Annotated in this window: 19 protein-coding genes; 11 read left to right on the top strand and 8 right to left on the bottom strand. The window is 67.5% G+C overall.

What is annotated here, in order from left to right; genetic code table 11:
* The first annotated feature begins 111 nt into the window (after positions 1 to 111).
* Positions 112 to 1,413 carry an NCS2 family permease gene (locus Cte04_RS14845; RefSeq protein WP_066479559.1) on the top strand — a complete coding sequence of 434 codons (1,302 nt, stop codon included), beginning with the start codon at positions 112 to 114 and terminating at the stop codon, positions 1,411 to 1,413.
* Positions 1,414 to 1,542: 129 nt separating this feature from the next.
* On the opposite strand, the gene Cte04_RS14840 is transcribed toward Cte04_RS14845, so the two are convergent.
* The 3 genes from Cte04_RS14840 to Cte04_RS14830 all read right to left on the bottom strand — a co-directional run bounded on the left by Cte04_RS14840 (position 1,543) and on the right by Cte04_RS14830 (position 6,775).
* Positions 1,543 to 4,017, bottom strand: a complete 2,475-nt coding sequence (locus Cte04_RS14840; RefSeq protein ID WP_066479554.1) for a putative bifunctional diguanylate cyclase/phosphodiesterase — start codon at positions 4,015 to 4,017, stop codon at positions 1,543 to 1,545.
* Between the two features lie 104 nt (positions 4,018 to 4,121).
* Positions 4,122 to 5,258: an anhydro-N-acetylmuramic acid kinase gene (locus Cte04_RS14835; protein ID WP_066479549.1), complete on the bottom strand. Its 1,137-nt coding sequence runs from the start codon at positions 5,256 to 5,258 to the stop codon at positions 4,122 to 4,124.
* Between the two features lie 137 nt (positions 5,259 to 5,395).
* Entirely contained in the window at positions 5,396 to 6,775 is a 1,380-nt protein-coding gene (locus Cte04_RS14830; protein WP_066479891.1) for a M23 family metallopeptidase, read from the bottom strand.
* A 221-nt stretch (positions 6,776 to 6,996) separates the two neighbouring features.
* On the opposite strand from Cte04_RS14830, the gene tyrS reads away from it, so the two are divergent.
* The gene (gene tyrS, locus Cte04_RS14825) at positions 6,997 to 8,229 is read left to right on the top strand and encodes a tyrosine--tRNA ligase (protein ID WP_066479538.1); all 1,233 of its coding nucleotides are present in this window, start codon (positions 6,997 to 6,999) and stop codon (positions 8,227 to 8,229) included.
* A gap of 66 nt (positions 8,230 to 8,295) precedes the next feature.
* Here tyrS and Cte04_RS14820 read toward each other — a convergent pair whose 3' ends face one another.
* Positions 8,296 to 9,276, bottom strand: coding sequence for a LysR substrate-binding domain-containing protein (locus Cte04_RS14820; RefSeq protein WP_066479883.1), 981 nt, complete (start codon positions 9,274 to 9,276; stop codon positions 8,296 to 8,298).
* A gap of 113 nt (positions 9,277 to 9,389) precedes the next feature.
* Between Cte04_RS14820 and glmU the strand changes: the two genes are divergently transcribed.
* Both glmU and Cte04_RS14810 read left to right on the top strand, forming a co-directional pair.
* Positions 9,390 to 10,820, top strand: coding sequence for a bifunctional UDP-N-acetylglucosamine diphosphorylase/glucosamine-1-phosphate N-acetyltransferase GlmU (gene glmU, locus Cte04_RS14815; RefSeq protein ID WP_066479534.1), 1,431 nt, complete (start codon positions 9,390 to 9,392; stop codon positions 10,818 to 10,820).
* A gap of 11 nt (positions 10,821 to 10,831) precedes the next feature.
* On the top strand, positions 10,832 to 11,665 hold the full coding sequence (locus tag Cte04_RS14810) for a sensor histidine kinase (protein ID WP_083526685.1): 834 nt from the start codon (positions 10,832 to 10,834) through the stop codon (positions 11,663 to 11,665).
* Positions 11,666 to 11,671: 6 nt separating this feature from the next.
* Here Cte04_RS14810 and Cte04_RS14805 read toward each other — a convergent pair whose 3' ends face one another.
* Both Cte04_RS14805 and Cte04_RS14800 read right to left on the bottom strand, forming a co-directional pair.
* Positions 11,672 to 12,796: a diguanylate cyclase gene (locus Cte04_RS14805; protein ID WP_245633394.1), complete on the bottom strand. Its 1,125-nt coding sequence runs from the start codon at positions 12,794 to 12,796 to the stop codon at positions 11,672 to 11,674.
* A gap of 198 nt (positions 12,797 to 12,994) precedes the next feature.
* Positions 12,995 to 13,495 carry an Lrp/AsnC family transcriptional regulator gene (locus tag Cte04_RS14800; RefSeq protein ID WP_066479530.1) on the bottom strand — a complete coding sequence of 167 codons (501 nt, stop codon included), beginning with the start codon at positions 13,493 to 13,495 and terminating at the stop codon, positions 12,995 to 12,997.
* Between the two features lie 135 nt (positions 13,496 to 13,630).
* Here Cte04_RS14800 and glmS point away from each other — a divergent pair, with 135 nt between their 5' ends.
* A complete protein-coding gene (glmS, locus tag Cte04_RS14795) occupies positions 13,631 to 15,547 on the top strand; it encodes a glutamine--fructose-6-phosphate transaminase (isomerizing) (RefSeq protein WP_066479527.1) in 1,917 nt (638 codons plus the stop codon).
* Between the two features lie 146 nt (positions 15,548 to 15,693).
* Here glmS and Cte04_RS14790 read toward each other — a convergent pair whose 3' ends face one another.
* Positions 15,694 to 16,065, bottom strand: a complete 372-nt coding sequence (locus Cte04_RS14790; protein ID WP_066479524.1) for a hypothetical protein — start codon at positions 16,063 to 16,065, stop codon at positions 15,694 to 15,696.
* The gene (locus Cte04_RS14785; RefSeq protein WP_066479522.1) at positions 16,065 to 16,742 is read right to left on the bottom strand and encodes a GntR family transcriptional regulator; all 678 of its coding nucleotides are present in this window, start codon (positions 16,740 to 16,742) and stop codon (positions 16,065 to 16,067) included. The genes Cte04_RS14790 and Cte04_RS14785 overlap by 1 nt, the downstream gene beginning before the upstream one ends.
* A gap of 306 nt (positions 16,743 to 17,048) precedes the next feature.
* On the opposite strand from Cte04_RS14785, the gene Cte04_RS14780 reads away from it, so the two are divergent.
* The 6 genes from Cte04_RS14780 (at position 17,049) to Cte04_RS14755 (ending at position 23,705) form a co-directional block, all read left to right on the top strand.
* Positions 17,049 to 17,768, top strand: coding sequence for a DUF969 domain-containing protein (locus Cte04_RS14780; protein WP_066479519.1), 720 nt, complete (start codon positions 17,049 to 17,051; stop codon positions 17,766 to 17,768).
* Positions 17,765 to 18,718 carry a DUF979 domain-containing protein gene (locus Cte04_RS14775; RefSeq protein ID WP_066479517.1) on the top strand — a complete coding sequence of 318 codons (954 nt, stop codon included), beginning with the start codon at positions 17,765 to 17,767 and terminating at the stop codon, positions 18,716 to 18,718. The genes Cte04_RS14780 and Cte04_RS14775 overlap by 4 nt, the downstream gene beginning before the upstream one ends.
* A gap of 11 nt (positions 18,719 to 18,729) precedes the next feature.
* Positions 18,730 to 19,395 carry a pyroglutamyl-peptidase I gene (pcp, locus tag Cte04_RS14770; RefSeq protein WP_066479515.1) on the top strand — a complete coding sequence of 222 codons (666 nt, stop codon included), beginning with the start codon at positions 18,730 to 18,732 and terminating at the stop codon, positions 19,393 to 19,395.
* A gap of 184 nt (positions 19,396 to 19,579) precedes the next feature.
* The gene (locus Cte04_RS14765) at positions 19,580 to 20,338 is read left to right on the top strand and encodes a LamB/YcsF family protein (RefSeq protein ID WP_066479514.1); all 759 of its coding nucleotides are present in this window, start codon (positions 19,580 to 19,582) and stop codon (positions 20,336 to 20,338) included.
* A 17-nt stretch (positions 20,339 to 20,355) separates the two neighbouring features.
* A complete protein-coding gene (locus tag Cte04_RS14760; protein ID WP_066479873.1) occupies positions 20,356 to 21,975 on the top strand; it encodes a 5-oxoprolinase subunit B/C family protein in 1,620 nt (539 codons plus the stop codon).
* A complete protein-coding gene (locus tag Cte04_RS14755; RefSeq protein WP_066479871.1) occupies positions 21,975 to 23,705 on the top strand; it encodes an acetyl/propionyl/methylcrotonyl-CoA carboxylase subunit alpha in 1,731 nt (576 codons plus the stop codon). Before Cte04_RS14760 ends, Cte04_RS14755 begins: the two co-directional genes overlap by 1 nt.
* The last annotated feature ends 20 nt before the right edge of the window (positions 23,706 to 23,725 follow it).

The raw sequence follows: 23,725 nt of genomic DNA, 5'->3' as shown, positions 1-23,725 counted from the left end.
GCCGCTCCTGGCGGTGCGGTCCTCCTAGCGCCACGGCTTGCGTGGCGCCGGACCTTGGCGCGTTCACTGACCGTTGCGCCTCGCACGCGAAAACAACACGGAGACAATGCGATGAATCTGACAGAACGGGTTTTCAAACTCAGTGAGCACGGAACGAACGTGCGCACGGAACTGGTCGCGGGCCTGACCACGTTTCTCACCATGGCCTACATCATGTTCGTCAATCCCTCGATCCTCGGGGATGCGGGCATGCCCAAGGGCTCGGTCTTTGTGGCCACCTGCCTGATCGCGGCGCTGGGCACCACCATCATGGCGCTGTATGCCAACTACCCGATCGCGCTGGCGCCGGGCATGGGGCTCAACGCCTACTTCGCCTATGTGGTGGTGCTCAAGATGGGCTTCACCTGGGAGGCGGCGCTGGGCGCGGTCTTCGTCTCGGGCTGCCTGTTCCTGCTTGCCACGGTGTTCGGCCTGCGCGAGCTCATCATCAAGGGCATTCCGCACTCGATACGCGTGGCCATCACCGTGGGCATCGGCCTGTTCCTGGCGCTGATCGCGCTCAAGACGGCCGGCGTGGTGGCGGCCGACGGCGCCACCTATGTGACGCTGGGCGATCTGCACAAGCCCGAGGTCATCATGGCTTCGCTGGGCTTTCTGCTGATCGTGGTGCTGGACCGTCTGAAGGTGCCGGGCGCGCTGCTGATCGGCATCCTGGCCGTCACGGTGGCTTCGTTCTTCTTCGGCGGCAACGAGTTCAAGGGCGTGTTCTCCATGCCGCCTTCCATCGAGCCCACGCTGTTCAAGCTGGACATCAAGGCCGCGCTGACGGGCGGCATCCTCAACGTGGTGCTGGTGTTCTTCCTGGTGGAGCTGTTCGACGCCACGGGCACGCTGATGGGCGTGGCGCGCCGCGCGGGCCTGCTGGTGCCCGAGCGCATGGGCCGCTTCAACCGTTCGCTGCTGGCCGACTCCGGCGCCATCTTCGTGGGCTCCATGCTGGGCACTTCCAGCACCACGGCCTATGTGGAAAGCGCTGCCGGCGTGCAGGCCGGCGGGCGCACCGGCCTGACGGCCCTCACCGTGGCCGTGCTGTTCCTGGCCTGCCTGTTCATCGCGCCGCTGGCCGGCGTGGTGCCCGGCTATGCCACGGCGCCGGCGCTGCTGTTCGTGGCCTGCCTGATGCTCAAGGACCTGACCGAAGTGCAGTGGGACGAAACCACGGAAGCCGTGCCCGCCGTGGTCACGGCCCTGATGATGCCGTTCACCTACTCCATCGCCAACGGCCTGGCCTTCGGCTTCATCACCTATGCCGTGCTCAAGCTGTTCACCGGCAAGGCCCGCGAGGTGCACTGGATCGTGTGGCTGATCGCCGCCGTTTTCCTGTTCAAGTTCATTTACCTCGGCGGACATTGACGCCCGCATAAAAATACAGGGACTCCCGGGCGGTCACCCGGGAGGAGGAGAAGCGCGAAAAAGCGCAAAAGGGAACGTGTCGCCACGTTCCCTTTTCTTTTTTCCTTGTGCCCGGGCTGCCGCGGCGGCCTATCCGGCGGCGGCCGGCAGCCGGGTCATGCCGGCCCACTGCGCGGCCGGCTGCGGGCGGCTGAACACATAGCCCTGCTGCAGCACGCAGCCCATGGAGCGCAGCAGCGCCGACTGCTCCTGGGTTTCCACGCCTTCGGTGATCACGCTGAGGTCCAGGTCGGCGGCCATGGAGATGATGGCGCGCACGATCTTCTGGTCCTGGGGGCTGGTAGCGATGTTGCGCACGAAGCTGCGGTCGATCTTGATGATGTGGACCTGGTAGTGCGACAGATAGCCCATGGACGAATAACCGGTGCCGAAGTCGTCGATCGCGATGCGCACGCCCTGGGCGCGCAGCTGCGCCAGTGTCTCGGCCGCCAGCTGTTCGTCGCCCAGCAGCATGTCCTCGGTCACCTCGAGCACCAGGCGGTTCGCCGGCATGCCCAGGCTGGCCAGGGTCTTGGCCAGCTGTGCGGGAAATTCGCCGCCGTAGATGTCGCTGACCGACACGTTCACGGCCAGGTATGGCTGGGCGGGGCTGGCCAGGTGCGGCAGGAAATCGAGGCAGGCCTTGCGCAGCACGCATTGCGTGAGCGCGCCGATGTGACCCGACTCGGTGGCGGCGCGGATGAATTCGGGCGGCGGTATGGCGCCAAGCTCGGGATGCTGCCAGCGCGCCAGCGCCTCGAAGCCCGCGATGCAGCCGCGCGTGGTGTCGAGAATGGGCTGGAAATACACCTCGATCTCGCCGCGGGCGATGGCATCGGGCAGGCTGGCCTCGATCTGGAACTGGCGCGTGGTGCGCACATGGATGCGGCGGTCGAAGGTCACGACCTGCGTGCGGCGGTTGCGCTTGGCTTCGTACATGGCCGTGTCGGCCTCGCGCAGCAGGCGTTCGGGGTCCAGGGCGTTCGGCGGTGCCGAGCTCATGCCGAAGGCCGCGGTGACGGGAATGCGCTGGCCGTTGATGACGAAGGGCGTGCTGAACAGGGCTTCGCAGCGCGCGCGCAGGTGCTCCAGCGCCTGCTCGCCGCGGAAGGGCGAAACGATGACGAAGGAGTCGCCGCCGAAGCGCACCAGCGCCTCGCGCTGCGCGCGCCAGCGCCGCAGCCGCTCGGCCATGGCGGCGACGATGGCATCGCCGAACGCATGGCCGTAGGTGTCGTTGATGAGCTTGAAGCGGTTCAGGCCCAGCATCACCAGCGCCACATGCTCCTGTTCGCCGGCCGCATTGCGGGCGGCCTGCTGCAGCAGCTCGGGCAGGCCCTGGCGGTTGGGCAGGCCCGTGAGGTCGTCATGCGTGGCCTGGTAGTGCAGGGCCTGCTGGCGCTCGGCCAGCACGCGGCTGCGGATGACCAGGATGGCCACGCTGGCCAGCAGCAGGAGCACCACCAGCGAAAAGCCGATCAGCGGCTGGCGGTATTCGGAATCGAAGATCGACGCGGGCTCGTTGAGCAGCGTGCTGCCTTCGGGCAGGTGGCGGGTGTTCACGCCCAGCCGGTGCAACTGCTGGTAGTCGAACAGCAGGGCCAGCGGCGTCTCGCGCACATAGGGGATCTGCGAGGGTGCCTGGCCCTCCAGTATCCGCCGAGCCATGGCGGCCTGCAGCCGGCCGGTTTCCAGTCCGCTGTTCAGGTAGCCGCCCACGGCGCCGCGGCCGACCGAGGTGTCCAGGTCGGAATACACGGGCAGCGCGGTGCGCTCGTGCACAAAGGCCGTCACCTCCTCGGGCTCCAGCGGCGGCTGGTCCGCCTGCGCGGGGATGGAGCCGAGCACGAAGACCAGCGTGTCCCGCGGCTGCTGCTGCAGGCGCTCGCCGATGCGCGACAGATCGGGCGCTATCCAGTGCTCCACCTGCGGGCCGGGCGGCAGCAGCGCCAGGGCGGTGTCGACACCGTTGCGCAGTTCGGCGCCGGTCTCGTCCTGCGGCGTGATGAACACCAGGTGCCGTGTCCCCGGATGCAGGGACAGGGCAGTGCGCAGCGTGCGCGTCAGGTCGAAGCGTTCCAGGATGCCCGTGACCTTGGGCCGGTCGCCGACGATCTGGGCCGGATCGCCGTTGATGCCGCTGAACACCACGGGCGTGCCGCCGAAGAGCGCATCCTGACGGGCCACGAATTCGAGGGCGTTGTCGTCGACCGTGGCGATCAGGTCGAAGCGCTGGTGCGCGTATTTGTCCCTCAGATAGCGGGCCAGGCGCTGGCGCTGCTCCATGCCCGGGTAGCGCTTGGTGTCCATCCACTCGGTATGAAACACCGGCTTGGCTGGCCCATTGCCGCCCCATTCGTTGAGGCCGGCCAGGATGCGGTCTTCCCAGCTGTGCCCCGGATGGTAGGACATCAGCACCAGCACCTGGGGGCGTGCAGCCTGTGCGCCCGGTCCCGCCTGGCTGGCAGGCGCGGCGGCGATCAGCATGCAGGCCGCGGCACAGGCCGTGGTGCGGATCAGGCCACGAAGCCGCCAGGCATGCAGATGGACGAAGGTGCGGGGCATGGAAGAGTGGTCGGGCCTCGTGAGCGTTGCGAGTTGTTACGGCATTCTGTCATACGGGCATGGCGCCCTCTGCAACAGCATGTTGGCGGCCGGCGGGTCCGCTCTCAGGCCGGGTAGATGGCGCCGAGAATGCGCGGGCCGCGCGCACCGGTCACGCTGGGCAGGTTGCCGGGCAGGCCCAGCAGTGCCTGGCGCGCGAGCCAGGCAAAGGCCGCGGCCTCCACCTGCAGCGGCGGCAGCCCGCGCGCCGCCGTCGTCGCGACCTGCACGCCAGGCAGCAGCGCCGCCAGCCGGTGCATCAGATGGGTGTTGAGCGCGCCGCCGCCGCAGACCAGCAGCTCGACGCCGCCCCGGCCGAAGCGCCGTACGGCATCGGCACAGCTGGCGGCGGTGAATTCGGTCAGCGTGGCCTGGATGTCGGCCGCTGGCGCGCGCCCGGCCGCCGGGCAGCGCGCCAGATGCTGCTGCAGCCAGTGCGCATGGAACAGGTCGCGGCCCGTGCTCTTGGGCGGCTGCTGGGCCAGGAAGGGCTCGCCCATCAATTGCGCGAGCAGCTCTGGCAGCACCCGGCCCGAGGCAGCCCATTGACCGCCGTTGTCGAAAGCCTGGCCGGTGTGCTGCAGGCACCAGCCGTCCATCAGCGCATTGCCGGGGCCGCAGTCGAAGCCGAGCACCCCGTCATCGGCCAGCACGCTCAGGTTGGCGATGCCGCCGATGTTGAGCACCAGCGTGGTTTCGCCGGGCCGGCCGAACAGTCCCTGGTGGAAGGCCGGCACCAGGGGCGCGCCCTGGCCCCCGGCCGCCACGTCGCGGCTGCGCAGGTCGGCCACCACGGCGATGCCTGTCCATTCCGCGAGCAATGCCGGGCTGTTGAGCTGCAGCGTATAGCCGCAGCCGTCGAACAGCTGCGGCCGGTGGCGCACGGTCTGGCCGTGGGCGCCGATGGCGGCCACCTGCGCGGCCGGCGTGCCGGCTTGCCGCAGCAGCTCGGCAACCACGCCGGCATAGCTGCGCGCCAGGGCATTGGCGGCCAGCGCCGCACGGTGCAGCTCGTCCTGTCCGCCGGGCGAGTTCAGGGCCAGCAGCTCGGCGCGCAGGGCCGGATCGAAGCCGCAGCTCGCATGCTGCAGCACCCGGGTTCCGTGCGCGAAGTCCACCAGCACGCCATCGACGCCGTCGAGCGAGGTGCCCGACATCAGGCCGATATACAGAGAGGACGGGGCAGCAGCGGCTGAAGGCATGGCAGTGGCGAGGATAGTGGGGCTGGCTACTATCTTAGCTGTAGCGGGCAGCGCTTGCCAGATGGGCGTGTCGGAGGTATTTGATGCAAAGAAAAAGGGCTGCATGCAGCAGCCCTTGGGGAGAGGCGCGGAGCCGGTCAGCGTGCGCTGGCCGTGGTGAAGAGCTGTTCGCCCGCGTTGAGCTCCACGCGCATCTGCGCAGCCAGCTTGTCGAAGGCCGGACGGGCGGCCTTGGAGATGGGGCGGGCGGCATCGGTGGCCTGGGCAATGGTCAGCGGGTCCTGCTGCTGGCCGTTGACGCGGAACTCGAAGTGCAGGTGCGGTCCCGTGGCCCATCCGGTCTGGCCCACGGCGCCGATGGTGTCGCCCTGGTCCACATGCTGGCCCTTGCGCACGTCGATGCGGCTCAGGTGGGCGTACACCGTGGTGTGGTTGTTCGCATGGTCGACGAAGATCACGTTGCCGTAGCCGTTCTGCACGCCGGCGAACGAGACCACGCCGTCGCCCACGGTGCGCACCTTGGTGCCCGTGGGGGCCGCGAAGTCGGTGCCCAGGTGGGCGCGCCAGGTCTTCTGGATGGGGTGCAGGCGCATGGCAAAGCCGCTGCTGATGCGCGAGAACTCCACGGGGAAGTTCAGGTAGGCCTGGCGCTTGCTCTTGCCGTCCAGCGTGTAGTAGGCGCCCTTCTGGCCGTTTTCCTGGAACCACAGGGCCTGGCTGGTCTTGCCGTCGTTGTGGAATTCGGCGCTGAGCACGCGGCCGGCGCGCAGCGGCTCGCCGTCGGCTTCCAGCGATTCGTAGACCACGGCGAAGCGGTCGCCCTTGCGCAGGCTGCGGCGGAAGTCCACTTCGCCCTGGAAGATGTCGGCCATCTGCATGGCCACGCTGTCGGGGATGTCGGCCGCATCGGTGGCGGCGAAGAAGGTGGAGCGGATCACGCCGCCGGCCAGGCGCGGGCTGGCCGTGAGCTTGCCGGTCTCGATGCGCGTGGCGAGCCGGCCGTCCTTGCGTTCCACGACCAGGCGGCGGAATGTGCCGTCCTCATCGGGCGCCCAGCGCACGGTCAGCTTCAGCAACTGCTGGTCGGGCGTGGTCTCGGCGGACACCAGGCGGCCCGCGCGGCCGAGCACGTTCTGGCGCACCTGGTCGTCGGCGCGCAGATAGGCGGCGGCCTGGGGGTCGGCGATGCCCAGGCGCTGCAGCAGGGTTTCGGCCGTGTCGCTGGGGCGCGTGGTTTCGGAGCGGTACAGCGAGAACGATTGCAGGTCCGTCAGCTCGGACAGCTCATGGCCGTCGGCCAGCGAGGCCACGGATTCGGTCAGGGTGCGCACCGGCAGGTCGGCCGGGTCCGGGCCCAGGCTGGCCACGGCAAAGGCGGCGCTGCCGCCGGTCATCAGGACCGCGGCCACGGCGGCCGCGATGCGCCTGGGATGGGCATGCAGCTGCGTTTGCAGGCGCTCGCCAAACAGGGCTAGCCGGGCTACCAAAGCGCCGCCGGCATTCTTCAAGCCATTCATCAAAACATCAGATCCTTGGGGGTGGCGTGTCCAGGGGAAATGCCCATTCACGCTGCGTCACGTTGCGGTGTGGCACGCGTTCAGTCCGCTCGAAACCTGCCAGAGCTCTGCCGAGATGTCCGCCCAAAGAGGTCTATATAAGGGAGCAGTCTAGAATTCGCCGCAGCGACAAACCCTGAAGTATATCGACCGCGTCCTACCGCGCCTGCCGAAAAACCCTTATGAATCAATCTGCTGTTACAACCTTTCCCGTGACCGACAGAGTGAACCAAGCGCTGGAAGTCACTCTACGCGGTGTCGATGAACTGCTGCCCAAGGACGAATGGGTGCAGAAGCTGGCCAGGTCCGAAGCCACGGGCGTGCCGCTGCGCATCAAGCTGGGACTGGATCCGACGGCGCCCGACATCCACGTGGGCCACACCGTGGTGCTCAACAAGATGCGCCAGCTGCAGGACCTGGGCCACCAGGTGATCTTCCTGATCGGCGACTTCACCACGCTGATCGGCGACCCCTCGGGCCGCAACAGCACGCGTCCGCCGCTGACGGCCGAACAGATCAAGGTCAACGCCGAGACCTACCGCGACCAGGCCTACAAGATCCTCGATCCGGCCAAGACCGAGCTGCGCTACAACAGCGAGTGGTGCGACCAGCTGGGCGCGCGCGGCATGATCGAGCTGTCGGCCAAGTACACGGTGGCGCGCATGATGGAGCGCAACGATTTCCACACCCGCTTCACCGAAGGCAGCTCCATCAGCCTGCACGAATTCCTCTACCCGCTGCTGCAGGGCTATGACTCGGTGGCGCTCAAGGCCGACCTGGAGCTGGGCGGCACGGACCAGAAGTTCAACCTGATGATGGGTCGCCATCTGCAGCAGGAATGGGGTCAGGAGCCGCAGTGTGTGCTCACCATGCCGCTGCTGGTGGGCCTGGACGGCGTGAACAAGATGTCCAAGTCCAAGAACAACTACATCGGCATCACCGAGGACGCCAACACCATGTTCGCCAAGGTGCTGTCGATCTCCGACGAGCTGATGTGGGACTGGTACACGCTGCTGTCCTTCAAGAGCCTGGCCGACATCGCCGTGCTCAAGGCCGAGATCGCCGCCGGCGGCAACCCCAAGCATGCCAAGGTGGCGCTGGCCAAGGAAATCACGGCGCGCTTCCACAGCGCGGCGCTGGCCGATGCGGCCGAGCAGGATTTCATCAACCGCAGCAAGGGCGGCATTCCCGACGACATTCCCGAAGTGAGCCTGCCGGGCGCGCCCCTGGGCATCGGTGCGCTGCTCAAGCAGGCCAATCTCGCGCCCTCGACCAGCGAGGCCAACCGCCTGATCGACGGCGGCGGGGTGCGCATCGACGGCACGGTAATCAGCGACCGGGGCCTCAAGCTGGATGCCGGCACTTTCGTGCTGCAGGTGGGCAAGCGCAAGTTCGCGCGCGTCACGCTGTCCTGAAACAGGAGCTGGTAGCGCCCGCCTGACAAGGTTTTCAGATACTTTTACATCTGAAAACATTGCAGATCAGGCGCTGCAAGCTCCTTCTATTGCAGCGCGCGTCAGCGCTGCCTGCTCCACCAGCCAGCGGCAAAAGGCCTGCACCTCGGGCCGTTGGCCGCTGCGCGGGCCCGGCAGCAGCCAGTAGGCCAGCGGCGAGGCCAGCCGGTGCCGGGGCAGGACTTCGACCAGCTGCCCGGCCGCCAGCGCATCGGCCACCAGCGGCAGACGCGCGATGGCCAGGCCTTGCCCGGCCAGCGCGGCCTGCACGATCTGGTGGGCGTAGTTGAAGTACAGCCAGCGCGGCGGCTGCAGCTGGTCGCAGCCGTGGGCGGCAAACCAGCGCTGCCAGCTCAGCCATTCGAGCTGGGGCATGCGGTGCACGTCGCCGGTTTCGATCAGCGTGTAGCGCGCGGCATCGGCGGGCTCGCGCAGCGGCGGGCCGTCTTGCAGCAGCGCCGGGCTGGCGACCACGGCCAGCTCCTCGCCGAACAGCCGCCGGGCGCTGCCGGAGCCGGTTTCCTGGGCGCGGCTGTAGCGTATGGCCAGGTCCACATCGGTGGTCTCGAGGTCGACCACGGCGTCGCCCGTGTCGATGCGGATGTCGATGTCGGGCCAGGCCTGCTGGAAATCCTGCAGCCGCGGAATCAGCCACATGGCCGCAAAGCTGGCCCAGGTGGTGATGGCCACGCTTTTGCGCCCCACGGTCTGGCGGATCTGGCGCACCGTGGCATCCACCGCTTCCAGCGCGGGCAGCACGCTGTGCAGCAGCTGGGCGCCGGCACCCGTCAGCTCCACGGCGCGCGAGTGGCGCAGGAACAGCGGCACGCCCACCTCGTCCTCGAGCGACTGGATCTGGCGGCTGACGGCCGATTGGGTCAGCGCCATCTCGTCGGCGGCGGCGCGGAAATTCAGGTGCTTGGCCACCGCGATGAAGGCGCGCAGGTGGCCGGCTCCTATGGGCCGGGTGCGCAGCAGCGGCGTGGGATGGGTCGTGGCATGTGGCATGGCGGTGGCAAGCATACGGGGTTTACGGAGCGGAACAGCCGCTCGCCCTTGCTTGCAGTTGGTTGCATGGGTCTGGGCCGATAATGGGCCGGTTTCTGATCTTGCGAACAACTATGACTGCACCTCTGGATATCGTCATCATGGCTGCCGGCAAAGGCACCCGCATGAAAAGCCGCCACCCCAAGGTCCTGCAGAAGCTCGCCGGCCGGGCGCTGCTGCAGCATGTGCTGGATACGGCCGCGCAGCTCAAGGCGCGATCCGCCGTGGTGGTGACGGGCCACGGTGCAGAGCAGGTGGAAGCCGCCATCGCCGGTGCCCAGGGGGGGGAGGCCGGCTACGACCTCCGGTTCGTGCGCCAGGAGCCGCAGCTGGGCACGGGCCATGCGGTGCAGCAGGCCGTGCCGGCGCTGCGGGACGACGGCATGGTCGTGGTGCTCTCCGGCGACGTGCCGCTCACGCAGGCCGACACCCTGCGGGCGCTGGTGGATGCCGCGGGCAGCGACAGGCTGGCCCTGCTGACGGTGACCATGCCCGATCCCACGGGCTATGGCCGCATCGTGCGCAACGAGTCCGGCACCGTGCAGCGCATCGTGGAGCAAAAGGACGCCAGCGAGGCCGAGCGCGCCATCACCGAGATCTACAGCGGCATCATGGCCGTGCCCGCGCGCCACCTGACGCGGTGGCTGGGCAAGCTGGACAACAACAACGCCCAGGGCGAGTACTACCTGACCGACATCGTCGCCATGGCCGTGGCCGACGGCGTGCCCGTGGTGGGCCACCGCATTGCCGATGCGTTGCAGGTGGCCGGCGTGAACAGCCCGCTGCAGCTGGCCGAACTGGAGCGCGCGCACCAGCTGCGCCAGGCGCGCCGGCTGATGGAGCAGGGCGTGCGGCTGGCCGACCCCGCCCGCTTCGACCTGCGCGACGATGCGCGCGGCACCAAGGCCAGCCTGGAGTGCGGCCAGGATGTGGACATCGACGCCAACTGCATCTTCACCGGCCAGGTCCGCATCGGGGCAGGTGCCCGGATCGGCGCCAACTGCCATATCAGCAATGCCGTGATCGCCGAGGACGCGGTGATCCACCCGTTCACCCATATCGACGGCGAGAAGGCCGGGGTGGACGTGGGCGCCGGGGCCCTGATCGGCCCGTTCGCCCGCCTGCGCCCCGGCGCCCGGCTGGGCAGGCAAGTGCATATCGGCAACTTCGTGGAAGTGAAGAATTCCCAGCTGGCCGACGGCGCCAAGGCCAACCATCTGGCCTACCTGGGCGACGCCACGGTGGGCGAGCGCGTCAACTACGGCGCGGGCAGCATCACGGCCAACTACGACGGCGTGAACAAGCACCGCACGGTGATCGAGGCCGACGCGCACATCGGCAGCAACTGCGTGCTGGTGGCGCCCGTGACCATTGGCGCGGGCGGCACGGTGGGCGGCGGCTCGACCATCACCAAGAACACCGAGCCCGGCGTGCTGACCGTGGGACGCGGCAAGCAGGTCAGCATCACTTCCTGGAAACGTCCCCTCAAGCAGCCCAAGGCATAGCTTCTGGCGCCATGCACAAGGAACCACCGCATCCCGAAACCCCTTCGCGTGACGAGGCGGCACTGACACCCAGCGTGCCGCAGACGCTGGAGCAGGCACTGCAGCTGCTGGCGCAGCGAGAGCAGGAGCTGGCGGCGCTGCGCGCGGTGCAGCAGGAATGGGTGCACGCGGTCTCGCATGACCTGCGTGCGCCGCTGCGCCATGTGCTGTCGTTCGGTCCGCTGGTGACGGAGCTGCTGCAGGCCGAGCGGCCCGCGGCGGAAGATGTGCAGGAGGCGCGCAGCTTTCTGCAGACCATGGACCGCTCGGCCCGCCGCATGGCCGCCATGTTCGATGGCCTGCTGCTGCTCTCGCGCGCGGCCCGCCAGCCGCTGCAATGGCAGCCGGTGGATCTGGGCGGGCTGCTGCAGGAGCAGATTGCGCAGCTGCAGCAACCGGACACGGACCGTGTGCAATGGCAGCTGCCGCCGCAGTATCCGGCCGTGCGGGCCGATATACCGTTGCTGCGGCAGGCGCTGCAGGCCGTGCTGGCCAATGCCCTCAAGTTCACGCGCGCCGTGGCCCAGCCGCGGATTGAGGTCACGGCGGAGCGGCATGCCGAAGGGGGCGGCATCACGCTGACGGTCCGCGACAACGGCGTGGGCTTCGATGCCGCGCGCGCGGCCGCGCTCTTCGGCATCTTCCAGCGCATGCACCGCGAGACCGAATACGAGGGCGTGGGCATCGGCCTGGCCCTGGCGCGCACCGCCTGCCGGCGCATGGGCGGCGATGCCTCCATCGCGGCGGCGCCGGGGCAGGGCTGCAGCGTGACCCTGCATTGGCCGGGCGGCTGGGACAGGCGCTAGGCGCTCTCAGTCGGCGACATGCGTCGGCCGCAGGGTCCGCTGATCGTCGCCGGCAGGCTCCCGTGGGGCATGGGGCGTGGCGTGGGATGGCGGCAGGGCCGTGCTTTCGGCCGGCATGGGAATCGTGGCCGGGCTATTGCGCCGGGCCGGCTCGGTATGGATGCGGTCGCGCCCGGCGGCCTTGGCGTCGTACAGCGCACTGTCGGCCGCCTCTATCCACTGCTTGACCGAAGTGAATTCGGTGCTGGCCTCGGCCACGCCGATGCTTGCGCTGATGCGCAGCTGCGGATGCTCCCTGACGCGGATCATGGCCAGCTGGTCGCGCACCCTCAGGGCCACGGCGCAGGCATCGTCCGTGCGGGTATTGCGGCACAGCACGGCAAACTCGTCGCCGCCATAACGGCCCGCAATATCGTTGCTGCGCAGGCAATGGCGTATGGTCAGGCCGATCGATTGCAGCACTTCGTCGCCGACGGTATGGCCGTAGGTATCGTTGACCTGTTTGAAATGGTCGATATCGATAATCAGCAGGCTGTTGATTTCCGCGCCGCTGTGGTGCTGGCGCAGGGCCGTGCGGGCCTTTTGCCACCAATATTCACGGCTGTATACCGTGGTCAGGGGATCGATGCGGCCCAATACCTGCAATTGCACATTCTGTTTGGCCAGGGCCCGCACCATGCGCCGCGACGACCAGGCCGCAAAAACGCTGTGGACCAGAATCATCGGCAGCAGGCTGAACTGCACCAGCAGGCTGGCATTCCATTGCGGCTGGACCGATGAATAGACCGACATGAAGGCAATGCCCATGAGCGTCATGCAGCCGGTCTTGATCCAGCGCTTGCGCAGGCCCGTGTAGAAGCGGTCGGCCACGCTGATGGCCACGACGCAGATGCTGGGCAGCAGGCTGAACTGCATCAGCGGAATCCAGCAGCCCACGATGAACCCGTCCATCAGGCCATTGGCCTGCTCCGCGCGATAGGAGTCCTTTTTCCTGCTGGCATGCAGATAGGCAATGTGCGGCCAGGCCAGCGCGCTGATCAAGGCAAATGCCCAGAGCGCCATATCCGGCACCTGCTCCGCCAGGCTGGCGGTGACCACCAAGCCTCCCGCGGCCATATTGGAGGCCCGCAAGGGATAAATCCGGCGGTGTATGCGCTTGCGCATGGGCATCGGTAGGACGGGCGGATGTCGAAAGGAGCTGAGGATAATTGAAATGCTTCAATTTGTATCCAAAATCGATGTGCAAGCACAACGATGTTTCTCCGCCCATATTGACAAGCGCATGCACAGGCCCGGTTTGCGTGCAATACCGGCACCCCATGGCCGGCGTTATCTGTCCGGCTGATGAATGGGGATCTCGGTGCCGAATTTGGCGCGCTTGATGCTGAAAAAGCTTTTGACGTTTCGCACGTTCATATCCTGGGTGAACAGGCGCTGGCTCAGCTCCAGATAGCCGGGCATGTCGGCCGCCGCCATGACGAGGATGAAATCCGGCCCCGGGGAGACGCGCCAGCATTGCTGCACCAGCGGCTCGGCCACCGCCTTTTTCTCGAACAGCATCAGCGAGGTGCTGTCCTGCCTGTCCAGCGAGACCTCCACGATGGCCTGCAGACCGTGGCCCTGCGATTCGGCCAGGCGTGCGGGGCTCAATATGGCCACCTGCCGCTCGATGAAGCCCTGGGCCTGCAGGCGCTTGATGCGGCGCAGGCAGGTGGGAGGCGAAAGATGCAGCAGCCGCGCCAGCTCCAGGTTGCTGCGGCCTGCATCCCCCTGCAGTTCGCGCAGCAGCTGCAGGTCGATGGCATCCAGAGTGGCGGAATTTTCTATCATGGTTATCTTGTATATGGAAAATTATTTCATTTCAATAAGTTATTGAAATCAGTATTCATTTTTCGTTTCATTTTATTTGGAAATTTCATTTCGCTCCGCGTAGCATGCCGGCTATTCCAACGAAGGACTTGGCTTATGTGTGGCATCGTTGCAGCAGTTTCCCATCGCGATATCGTTCCTGTTCTGGTCCAGGGCTTGCAGCGCCTGGAGTACCGGGGCTATGACTCCTGCGGCGTGGCCGTGCAGGCCGCCCGTGAAGGCGGCCTGGGCTTCGGGCTGCAGCGCGCCCGCTCCACGGCCCGCGTGGCCGAGCTGATGGAGCAGGTGAAGAACGAGCATGTCGACGGCCTGACGGGCATCGCGCATACGCGCTGGGCCACCCATGGCGAACCGGCCGTGCGCAACGCGCATCCCCACTTCAGCCATGGCCAGGGCGTTTCGCCCGTGGCCGATGCGGATGCTCCGGCCCGCGTGGCCCTGGTGCACAACGGCATCATCGAGAACTACGAAACGCTGCGTGCCGAACTGCAGGCCAAGGGCTATGTGTTCGCCAGCCAGACGGATACCGAAGTCATCGCCCACCTGGTCGACAGCCTGTATGACGGAGACCTGTTCGCCGCGGTGCAGGCCGCCACGGCCCGCCTGCATGGCGCGTTTGCGATTGCCGTCATGCACAAGGACGAGCCGCACCGCGTCGTGGGCGCGCGTGCCGGCTCGCCGCTGATCCTGGGCGTGGGGCGCAACGGCTCCGAGCACTTCCTCGCCAGCGATGCCATGGCGCTGGCCGGCGTGACGGACCAGATCGTCTATCTGGAAGAGGGCGATCTGGTGGACCTGCAGCCGGGCCGCTACTGGATCGTCGGCAAGGGCGGGACGCAGCTGAGCGCCGAACAGCGCCCCGTGCGGACCGTGCTCGCGCACAGCGGCGCGGCCGAGCTCGGCCCCTACCGCCACTACATGCAAAAGGAAATCTTCGAGCAGCCGCGCGCCATCGGCGACACGCTGGAAGGGGTGCAGAGCATTGTTCCCGAGCTGTTCGACGGCGTGACCTCGGAGGGCAAGAGCGGTGCCGCCGCATGGCGCGTGTTCAAGGAAATCGACCGCATCCTGATCCTGGCCTGCGGCACCAGCTACTACAGCGGCTGCACCGCCAAGTACTGGATCGAAGCCCTGGCCGGTCTTCCCTGCAGCGTGGAAGTGGCCAGCGAATACCGCTATCGCACCAGCGTGCCGGACCCCCGGACCCTGGTCGTCACCATCAGCCAGTCGGGCGAGACGGCCGACACCCTGGCCGCGCTGCGCCATGCGCAAGGCCTGGGCATGAAGCACACGCTGACCATCTGCAACGTGGCGACCAGCGCCATGGTGCGCGAATGCGAGCTGGCCTATATCACGCGCGCCGGTGTGGAAATCGGCGTGGCTTCCACCAAGGCCTTCACCACGCAGCTGGCCGGCCTGTTCCTCCTGACCCTGGCGCTGGCCCAGTCCAAGGGCCGGCTGACCGAGGAAAAGGAACAGCAGTATCTGGCCGCCATGCGCCACCTGCCGGTCGCCCTGCAATCGGTGCTGGCGCTGGAGCCGCAGATCATCAGCTGGGCCGAAGACTTCGCCCGCAAGGAAAACGCCCTGTTCCTGGGGCGTGGCATCCACTATCCGATCGCGCTGGAAGGCGCGCTCAAGCTCAAGGAAATCAGCTATATCCATGCGGAGGCCTATCCGGCCGGTGAACTCAAGCACGGCCCGCTGGCCCTGGTCGACAGCGCCATGCCCGTGGTGACGGTGGCGCCGAACGACGAACTGCTGGAAAAGCTCAAGAGCAACATGCAGGAAGTGCGCGCGCGCGGTGGCGTGCTCTATGTGCTGGCCGATGCCAAGACCAATATCGAGAGCAGCGAAGGCATGCACGTCATCCGCATGCCCGAGAACTACGGCGCGCTGAGCCCCATCATCCACGTGGTGCCGCTGCAACTGCTGGCCTACCACACGGCCGTGGCCCGCGGCACGGACGTGGACAAGCCACGCAATCTGGCCAAGAGCGTGACGGTGGAATGAGCTGACCGTTATTCCCGTGAAAAGCGCTCCCAGGGGCGCTTTTTCTTTGCCGGGCCGCGATTCCTGCGACGGGGGCGGGACCGTTCTTGGCGGGCCGAGGGCTGCTCGTCGCCAATGGGGGCCGTGGCCCCGGTTCGTGAAAAGCCTCAGGGCGCCTGGCTGCCCGGCAACACGAAGAGCACGGTGGAGGCATCCTCGGTCAGGCGCTCGAAGACGATGGCGCCATTGCGGTGCAGGTTGATGCGGATGTCGGGTGCCTCGTCGGCCTGGCGGTAGCAGGGGTCGCCGTCCAGGTTGTGCCAGCCATGCTCGGCAATCAGCTTGCGGCGGCGCAGATGGCGCAGCACTTCCTCGGGTGCCTGGCGCTGCTCGTTGACGGCCAGCCATGTGGAGGTCAGCAGGTCATGGGCCTGTTCGGCACTGGAGCACAAAGGGCTGGCCTCCAGCCGCTGGAACAGGTCGGAGAGCAGCAGGTCGTAGGAGTGGCGTGTGAGGGGCGCAGGGCTGGAGTGCTGCATCACAGGCCCTTGTTGCCGGTTTCGGCCAGCCTGCGGGCATAGGCCGCGAGGATGATGCGCTCCGAATGCACGAGGTAGTCGTTGAGCGCCTGGGCGGCCTGCGCGGGCTGGCCTTCCTCGAACAGCTGGAGAATGCGCTGGTTCATGTTCACGTAGGGCGCGTGCAGGAAATGCGGGTCGCGCAGCAGGCCGAAGGCCAGACGCAGTTCTGCCAGCAGGTGGGAGAACATTTCGTTCAGGCGCTCGCTGTCGGCCAGTTCCACGATGGCCTTGTGGAAAGCCATGTTGGCCGTGCCCACGCCCGACCAGTCCTCCGCATCGCGGTGGCGAAGCGCCGCGTCCACGGCTTCGCGCATCAGTGCACGCGCCGGATGCATGGGATAGGCCTGGGCCAGCGCCTGGCATTCGATCATGCGGCGCACGCGGTAGATGTCGATGATGGACGCCATGCTGGGCACGGCGACCGAGACGCCCTTGTTGGGCTCGTGCACCAGCAGCCCTTCCTTGGTCAGGATGCGGAACACCTCGCGCAAGGTGTTGCGCGAAATCTCCAGCGCCTCGCTCAGGGAGGCCTCGGAAAGGCGCTGACCCGGGACGAACTCCCCATGGATCAGCTTGGCGCGGACTTGCTGCGCAACCCTGTCGGTCAGGTTCAGGGCATCGGTGGTGGCTTTCATAACGGCTCGGACAACGAAGGCCTCAGTGTAGCCAGCTTGCACCTGCTTACGCGTGCCTGCCACGGGATGCTAAAGCTAAGGGTTTTCTCTATTTCAGAAGATTTATTGTTCTGTAAACAATAAATATTGTGCAGCTATCAACTTTGAATTGTTCAACAATCTGGTGTGATTGATTGATTCAAAACAGGATCGACGGACTTGTGCACGGTGCGGAGAAACGGCCTGGGCAAAGCGCGGGCCCGATCCGCCAAAGGGTGGTCCGGCTGCAGGGCGGCGCAGGATCTTGAGGAGCTTTCGGAGGTATCCATGCCTGCTGACATCAACCTGTGGCCGCTGATCGGCGTGCTCATCATCATTGCCGGCTTCGCGCTGCGCTTCAATCCCATGCTGGTGGTGATCGTCACCGCCATCGGGACGGCGCTGGCGGCCGGTTTCCCCATCGACAAGGTGCTGGCCACCATAGGCACGGGCTTTGTGAAGACGCGCAATCTGCCGCTCATCATCCTGCTGCCGCTGGCCGTGATCGGCCTGCTGGAGCGCCACGGCCTGCGCCAGCATGCGCAGAACTGGATCAGCTCCATCAAGTCGGCCACCGCGGGCCGCCTGCTCATCGTCTACCTGGCCGCGCGCCAGCTCACCGCGGCCATCGGCCTGACCAGCCTGGGCGGCCATCCGCAAATGGTGCGCCCCCTGCTGGCGCCCATGGCCGAAGGCGCGACCGAGGCACGCTACGGCAAGCTCTCGCAGAAGGTGCGCGACAAGCTGCGTGCCTTCAGCGCGGCCACCGACAACGTGGGCCTGTTCTTCGGCGAGGACATCTTCGTGGCCTTCGGCGCCATCGTGCTGATGACCACCTTCCTCAAGGAGGCCGGCATCGAGGTCGAGCCCATCCACGTGGCGCTGTGGGGCATCCCCACGGCGGTCTGCGCCTTTGTGATCCATGCCGTGCGCCTGCGCCGCCTGGACAAGGTGCTGGCGCGCGAGATTGCCGAAGAAAAACACAATGCCAAGGGAGAGCAGGCATGATCATCCCCATCCAGTACCTGTACTACCTGGTCGGCATCGTGCTGGCCATCACGGCAGTGATGACGCTGCGCGATGCCAGCAACCCGCGCCGCTATTCGGCCGGCCTGTTCTGGGCCCTGTATGCCATCGTGTTCCTGGTCGGCGTCCTGTTGCCGGCCGTGTGGGTGGGTGCGATAGCCGTGCTCATGGCCGTGATCGCCGGCTTTGGCGGTGTGCTGGGCGGCAGGCACCAGCCACGCACCGATGCGCAATACCTGGAAAGCGCCAGGCGCCTGGGCAACAAGCTCTTCGTGCCCGCGCTGGCCATTCCGCTTATCACCATGCTGGGGACGCTGTCGGCCAAGTACCTGGTGTTCGGCGGCACGCCGCTGCTCGATCCCAAGAACACCACGCTGGTGAGTCTGGGCGTGGGCTGCGTGATCGCGCTGGGCCTGGCCTGCCGGATGACGCGCGAAACGCCCATGCAGGGCCTGCGCGAATCGCACCGCCTGACCGATGCGCTGGGCTGGGCCCTGGTGCTGCCGCAGATGCTGGGCATGCTGGGCCTGGTGTTCTCCGACGCCGGCGTGGGCAAGGCCGTGGCCCATGTGACCACCACCTATATCAACATGGACGTCCGCTTCGTGGCGGTGGCCGTCTATGTGGTCGGCATGGCGCTGTTCACGGTCATCATGGGCAATGGCTTCGCGGCCTTTCCCGTGATGACCGGCGGCGTGGGCGTGCCCGTGCTGGTCGGCGTCTACCACGGCGATCCGGCCGTAATGGCGGCCGTGGGCATGCTCTCGGGCTACTGCGGCACCTTGTTGACACCGATGGCCGCCAACTTCAATCTGGTGCCTGCCGCCCTTCTGGAAATCGACAAGAACGCGGTGATCCGCGCCCAGGTGCCCACGGCCCTGGTGCTGCTCATCTGCAATGTCTTCCTGTTGAATTTCCTGATGTTCCGTTGAAGGATCGAACCATGACCGCGCCGACCATTCCCCGCATCCTGCTCACCGGCTTCGAGCCGTTCGACCGGGACCCGATCAACCCGTCATGGGAAGTGGCGCGTGCTCTGGACGGCGAAATCATTGCGCAGGCACGGGTCTGCGCCGTGCAGCTGCCCTGCGTGTTCGGCGATGCGATGCGTGCGCTGGACGAGGCCCTGGCCGAGCACCAGCCCGTGCTGGTCATCAGCCTGGGCCTGGCCAGCGGCCGCCCGGAGATCACGCCCGAGCGCGTGGCCATCAACATCGACGACGCGCGCATACCCGACAACGCGGGCAGGCAGCCCGTGGATGCGGCCGTGATCGAGCATGCGCCCGCCGCCTACTTTTCCACGCTGCCCATCAAGGCCATGGTGCGCAATCTGCGCGAGCAGGGCATTCCGGCCGCGGTGTCCAACACCGCCGGCACCTTTGTCTGCAACCACCTGTTCTACGCGCTCATGCACCGCCTGGCGCGCCGCGCGGCCCCGGGCGTGCGCGGCGGCTTCATCCACGTGCCGGCGTTGCCGGAGCAGGCGGCCAGGCATCCCGGCATGCCCAGCATGGCGCTGGAAACCCAGGTCAGGGCGCTGCGCGAAGCCATCCGCACGGCCATGACCGTGCACGAGGATTTGCGCGAGAACGCCGGCCAGCTGCATTGAGGATAGGGCACCCCCTGAGCCGCTGCGCGGCTTCCCCCTCTCTCGCTTCGCGGCAGGGGGACGCTGCCCTCGCTGCGGGGCGGCCCTTGCTCGGCATCCCTGGCGTGGAGTGCGCCAGTCTTATGTGGCAAGACCGGAGCCCCAGCATCGGCTTGTGTTTGGCACTAGGTGCCAGGAGAGAATTATGAAAATGGATTTGAACAGCGACCTGGGCGAGAGCTTCGGCGCCTGGACCATGGGCGACGATGCCGCCATGCTCGACATCGTCAGCAGCGCCAACGTGGCCTGCGGCTTCCATGCCGGCGATGCGGCCGGCATTCTGGCCACGCTCCAGGCCGCCCAGGCGCGCGGCGTGGTCGTCGGCGCCCACGTGGCCTACCGCGATCTGGCGGGTTTCGGGCGCCGCAACATGGACGTGGCCAGCAGCGATCTGGTGGCCGACGTGATCTACCAGATCGGCGCGCTGCAGGGCCTGGCCCGCGCGGCCGGCACGGCGGTGAAATACGTCAAGCCCCATGGCGCGCTCTACAACACCATTGCCCAGGACAGGCGCCAGGCCACCGACGTGATCAACGCCATCCGGGCCATCGATCCCTCGCTGGTGCTGATGGCCCTGGCCGGCTCGCCGCTGATCGGCTGGGCACGCGACGCGGGCCTGACCGTGGTGGCCGAGGCCTTTGCCGACCGCGGCTACACGCCGCAGGGCGCCCTGGTCTCGCGCCGCGAAAAAGGCGCCGTGCTGCACGATGAAAAGCGGATCGCCGAGCGCATGCTCACGCTGGTGCGCGACGGCGTCATCGAAGCCGTGGACGGCAGCCTGGTGCGCGTGGAGGCCGACTCCATCTGCGTGCATGGCGACAGCCCCGGCGCGGTGGCGATTGCGCGCCAGCTGCGCCTGCGCTTCGAGCAGGAAGGCGTGAAGATCGCCTCCTTTGCCGGATGAACGGCCGGGTGAACAGCATGCGTTTCCTGCCCGTCAATTCCCAGGCGCTGATGGTCGAGATGGCCGACCTGGGCCAGACCCTGGCGCTGCTGGCATCGCTGCAGGCCAGGCCTATCCCTGGCGTGCGCGAGCTGGTGCCGGCCGCGCGCACCATCCTCGTGCAGTTCGCGCCGCACCTTGTCTCGGCCGCGGCGCTGGTGCGCGAGATCGCCGGCCGCGAGCTGGGCGGCAACGTGCAGCGCAGCGACGTGCTGGTGCAGATTCCGGTGCGCTACGACGGCGAGGACCTGGCCGAGGTGGCGCAGATCCTGGGCGTCAGCGCCGAGGAGGTGGTGCGCCGCCACACGGGCAGCGAATGGTCGGTGGCGTTCACCGGCTTCGCGCCGGGCTTTGCCTATCTGGCCGGAGGCGACCCCATCTTCAACGTGCCGCGCCGCGCCACGCCGCGTACCAGGGTGCCGGCCGGCGCCGTGGCCCTGGCCGGCAGCTTCAGCGCCGTCTATCCCCAGGCCAGCCCGGGCGGCTGGCAGATCATCGGCGTGACCGATACGGCCATGTGGGACCTGTCGCGCGACCTGCCCGCGCTCTTGCAGCCCGGCTACCGCGTGCGCTTTGTCGATGCGGCTGCTCTGGAAAACTTAGCTGCTGGCGCTGGTGATTCAAGAGAATTGAAGGTGAATGTCTCTGAAAGCGCGAAAAGGCAGGCGCAAGAAGCTACTGAATCAGAAGCGAAAAACGGCTTGAAGGTCCGCGCCACCGGGCTGCTCACCGTGTTCCAGGACCTGGGCCGCCATGGCCAGGCCGGGCAGGGCGTATCGGCTTCGGGCGCCATGGACCAGGGCGCGCTCAAGGCCGCCAACCGCCTCGTCGGCAATGCCAGCGACCGGCCCGCGCTGGAAACCGTGGGCGGCGGCCTGGCCTTGCAGAGCCTGGGCGAGCAGGTGGTCGCCATCACGGGCGCCGATGCGCCGCTCACGCTCGCCACGCCCGACGGCCGCGAGTGGGCCGTGCCCGGCCATGCGCCGCTGGCGCTGGCCGATGGCGATACCTTGCGCATCGGCCAGCCCGTGGCCGGCGCGCGCTGCTATGTGGCCGTGCGCGGCGGCTATGCGGTGGACAACGTGCTGGGCAGCGCCAGCACCGACACCCTGGCCCATGTGGGGCCCGAGGCCTTGCGCGTGGGGCAGGTACTGGCCGTGAATACCGCAGCGCATGCCATCGTCGGCGAGGCAATGCAGCCGCCCGCCGGCCTGCCCGCGGCCGGGCAGGACGTGGTGCTGGACGTCACGCTGGGCCCGCGCACCGACTGGTTCACGCCCGAGGCCGTGGCCCTGCTGGCCGGCCAGCGCTGGCAGGTCACGCCCCAGTCCAACCGCGTGGGCCTGCGCCTGGCCGGCGACGTGGCCCTGGCCCGTGCCATCCCCCATGAACTGCCCAGCGAAGGCACGCCGCTGGGCGCCATCCAGGTGCCCGCCAGCGGCCAGCCCGTGCTGTTCCTGGCCGACCACCCCTTGACCGGCGGCTATCCCGTGATCGGCTGCGTGGCTCCGCACCACCTGGACCTGGCGGGGCAGATTCCCGTCGGCGCCTGGATCCGATTCAACCCCATTCGTTCCTTCGAAGAGCTCACGCCATGATTTCCAAAGTCCTGATTGCCAACAGAGGTGAGATCGCCGTCCGCATCATCCGCGCCTGCGCCGACTACGGCGTGAAATCCGTGGCCGTCTATGCCAATGCCGACATCGACGCGCTGCATGCGCGCATGGCCGACGAAGCCTACGGCCTCGATGGCGACAAGCCCGCGGACAGCTATCTCGATATCGCCAAGCTGATCGCGGTTGCGAAGAAGTCGGGCGCCGATGCCGTGCACCCCGGCTACGGCTTTCTGTCGGAAAGCGAGGCCTTTGCACGCGCCGTGATCGACGCGGGCCTGGCCTGGATCGGCCCGCGGCCCGAGACCATTGCCAAGCTCGGCGACAAGGTCGAGGCGCGCAAGATCGCCCTGAAGGTCGGGGCGCCTCTGGTGGCCGGCACGCCCGATCCCGTCAGGGACGCCGGCGAGGTGCTGGCCTTTGCCGAACAGCACGGTCTGCCCATCATCATCAAGGCCGCGTTCGGCGGCGGCGGGCGCGGCATGAAGATCGCCTGGCGCATGGATGAGGTGGAGGAGCTGTACCACTCGGCCGTGCGCGAGGCCGTCACGGCCTTCGGCCGCGGAGAATGCTTTGTCGAGCAGTTCCTGGACAAGCCGCGCCACATCGAGGCCCAGGTGCTGGCCGACACCCACGGCAACGTGGTGGTGCTGGGCACGCGCGACTGCTCGCTGCAGCGCCGCAACCAGAAACTGGTCGAGGAGGCGCCCGCGCCCTTCATCAGCGAGGAGCAGCGCGAGCGCATCCACGGCGCGGCGCGTGCCATCTGCGCCGAGGCCGGCTATGTGAGCGCGGGCACGGTGGAATTCCTGCTGTCCACCAGCGGCGCGATTTCCTTCCTCGAAGTCAACACCCGCCTGCAGGTCGAGCATCCCGTGACCGAGCAGACCACGGGCGTGGACCTGGTGATCGAGCAGCTGCGCGTGGCCGACGGCCTGCCTTTGAGCATCACCGAAACGCCCAGGCCCCTCGGCCATTCCATCGAGTTCCGCATCAACGCCGAAGATGCGGGCCGCGGCTTTCTGCCTGTGCCCGGCCCGGTGGCGCGCTTCGAGGCGCCCAGCGGTCCCGGCGTGCGCGTGGATTCGGGCGTGCAGGGCGGTTCGGTGGTGCCGGGGACCTTCGATTCGCTCATGGCCAAGCTCATCGTCAGCGGCGCCACGCGCGAACAGGCGCTGGCCCGCGCACGCCGCGCGCTGCGCGAGTTCAGGATCGAAGGCGTGGCCTCGGTGCTGCCCTTCCACCGCGCCGTGATCGAACATGCGGACTTCGTGGGTAAGCATGGCTTCAAGGTGCATACACGCTGGATCGAGTCGGACTTTGCCGAGCCGCTGGCCGCCGCCCTGCGCGCCGAGCCCGGGCCCGACGCCAGCCTGGTGCGCACCGCCATCGAGATCGACGGCCGCCGCGTGCAGCTGGGCCTGCCTGCCATGCTGCTGCAGGGGCTTGCCGGCGCCTCCGGTGCGGCCACCCCGGCTCCAGGCGCCGCGCAGGCCGTGGACCCCGATGCCGTGGTCTCGCCCATCGCAGGCAATCTGCACGCCTGGAAGGTGGAAGACGGGGCCCAGGTCCGGGAGGGCGACGTGATCGCCGTCATGGAAGCCATGAAGATGGAAATGCAGGTCATCGCCCACAGGAGCGGGCGCATTGCCCTGATGGCGCAGGCCGGCTCGGCCCAGGCGCTGGGTGGCGTGCTGGCGCATATCAAGGCCTGAATCCCACCCCTGGACCGCTG

This window comes from Comamonas terrae (genome assembly GCF_001544075.1).
Classification (GTDB): Bacteria; Pseudomonadota; Gammaproteobacteria; order Burkholderiales; family Burkholderiaceae_C; genus Comamonas; species Comamonas terrae.
Note: the sequence above shows the minus strand (reverse complement) of the source record. Positions and strands in the feature narration are given on the sequence as shown.

What these genes read in the sequence shown, in the direction of transcription:
- Cte04_RS14845 (WP_066479559.1), top strand. Translation starts at nt 112, where the DNA reads ATGAATCTGACAGAACGGGTTTTCAAACTCAGTGAGCACGGAACGAAC.
- Cte04_RS14840 (WP_066479554.1), bottom strand. Translation starts at nt 4,017, where the DNA reads ATGCCCCGCACCTTCGTCCATCTGCATGCCTGGCGGCTTCGTGGCCTG.
- Cte04_RS14835 (WP_066479549.1), bottom strand. Translation starts at nt 5,258, where the DNA reads ATGCCTTCAGCCGCTGCTGCCCCGTCCTCTCTGTATATCGGCCTGATG.
- Cte04_RS14830 (WP_066479891.1), bottom strand. Translation starts at nt 6,775, where the DNA reads ATGAATGGCTTGAAGAATGCCGGCGGCGCTTTGGTAGCCCGGCTAGCC.
- tyrS (WP_066479538.1), top strand. Translation starts at nt 6,997, where the DNA reads ATGAATCAATCTGCTGTTACAACCTTTCCCGTGACCGACAGAGTGAAC.
- Cte04_RS14820 (WP_066479883.1), bottom strand. Translation starts at nt 9,276, where the DNA reads ATGCCACATGCCACGACCCATCCCACGCCGCTGCTGCGCACCCGGCCC.
- glmU (WP_066479534.1), top strand. Translation starts at nt 9,390, where the DNA reads ATGACTGCACCTCTGGATATCGTCATCATGGCTGCCGGCAAAGGCACC.
- Cte04_RS14810 (WP_083526685.1), top strand. Translation starts at nt 10,832, where the DNA reads ATGCACAAGGAACCACCGCATCCCGAAACCCCTTCGCGTGACGAGGCG.
- Cte04_RS14800 (WP_066479530.1), bottom strand. Translation starts at nt 13,495, where the DNA reads ATGATAGAAAATTCCGCCACTCTGGATGCCATCGACCTGCAGCTGCTG.
- glmS (WP_066479527.1), top strand. Translation starts at nt 13,631, where the DNA reads ATGTGTGGCATCGTTGCAGCAGTTTCCCATCGCGATATCGTTCCTGTT.
- Cte04_RS14790 (WP_066479524.1), bottom strand. Translation starts at nt 16,065, where the DNA reads ATGCAGCACTCCAGCCCTGCGCCCCTCACACGCCACTCCTACGACCTG.
- Cte04_RS14785 (WP_066479522.1), bottom strand. Translation starts at nt 16,742, where the DNA reads ATGAAAGCCACCACCGATGCCCTGAACCTGACCGACAGGGTTGCGCAG.
- Cte04_RS14780 (WP_066479519.1), top strand. Translation starts at nt 17,049, where the DNA reads ATGCCTGCTGACATCAACCTGTGGCCGCTGATCGGCGTGCTCATCATC.
- Cte04_RS14775 (WP_066479517.1), top strand. Translation starts at nt 17,765, where the DNA reads ATGATCATCCCCATCCAGTACCTGTACTACCTGGTCGGCATCGTGCTG.
- pcp (WP_066479515.1), top strand. Translation starts at nt 18,730, where the DNA reads ATGACCGCGCCGACCATTCCCCGCATCCTGCTCACCGGCTTCGAGCCG.
- Cte04_RS14765 (WP_066479514.1), top strand. Translation starts at nt 19,580, where the DNA reads ATGAAAATGGATTTGAACAGCGACCTGGGCGAGAGCTTCGGCGCCTGG.
- Cte04_RS14760 (WP_066479873.1), top strand. Translation starts at nt 20,356, where the DNA reads ATGCGTTTCCTGCCCGTCAATTCCCAGGCGCTGATGGTCGAGATGGCC.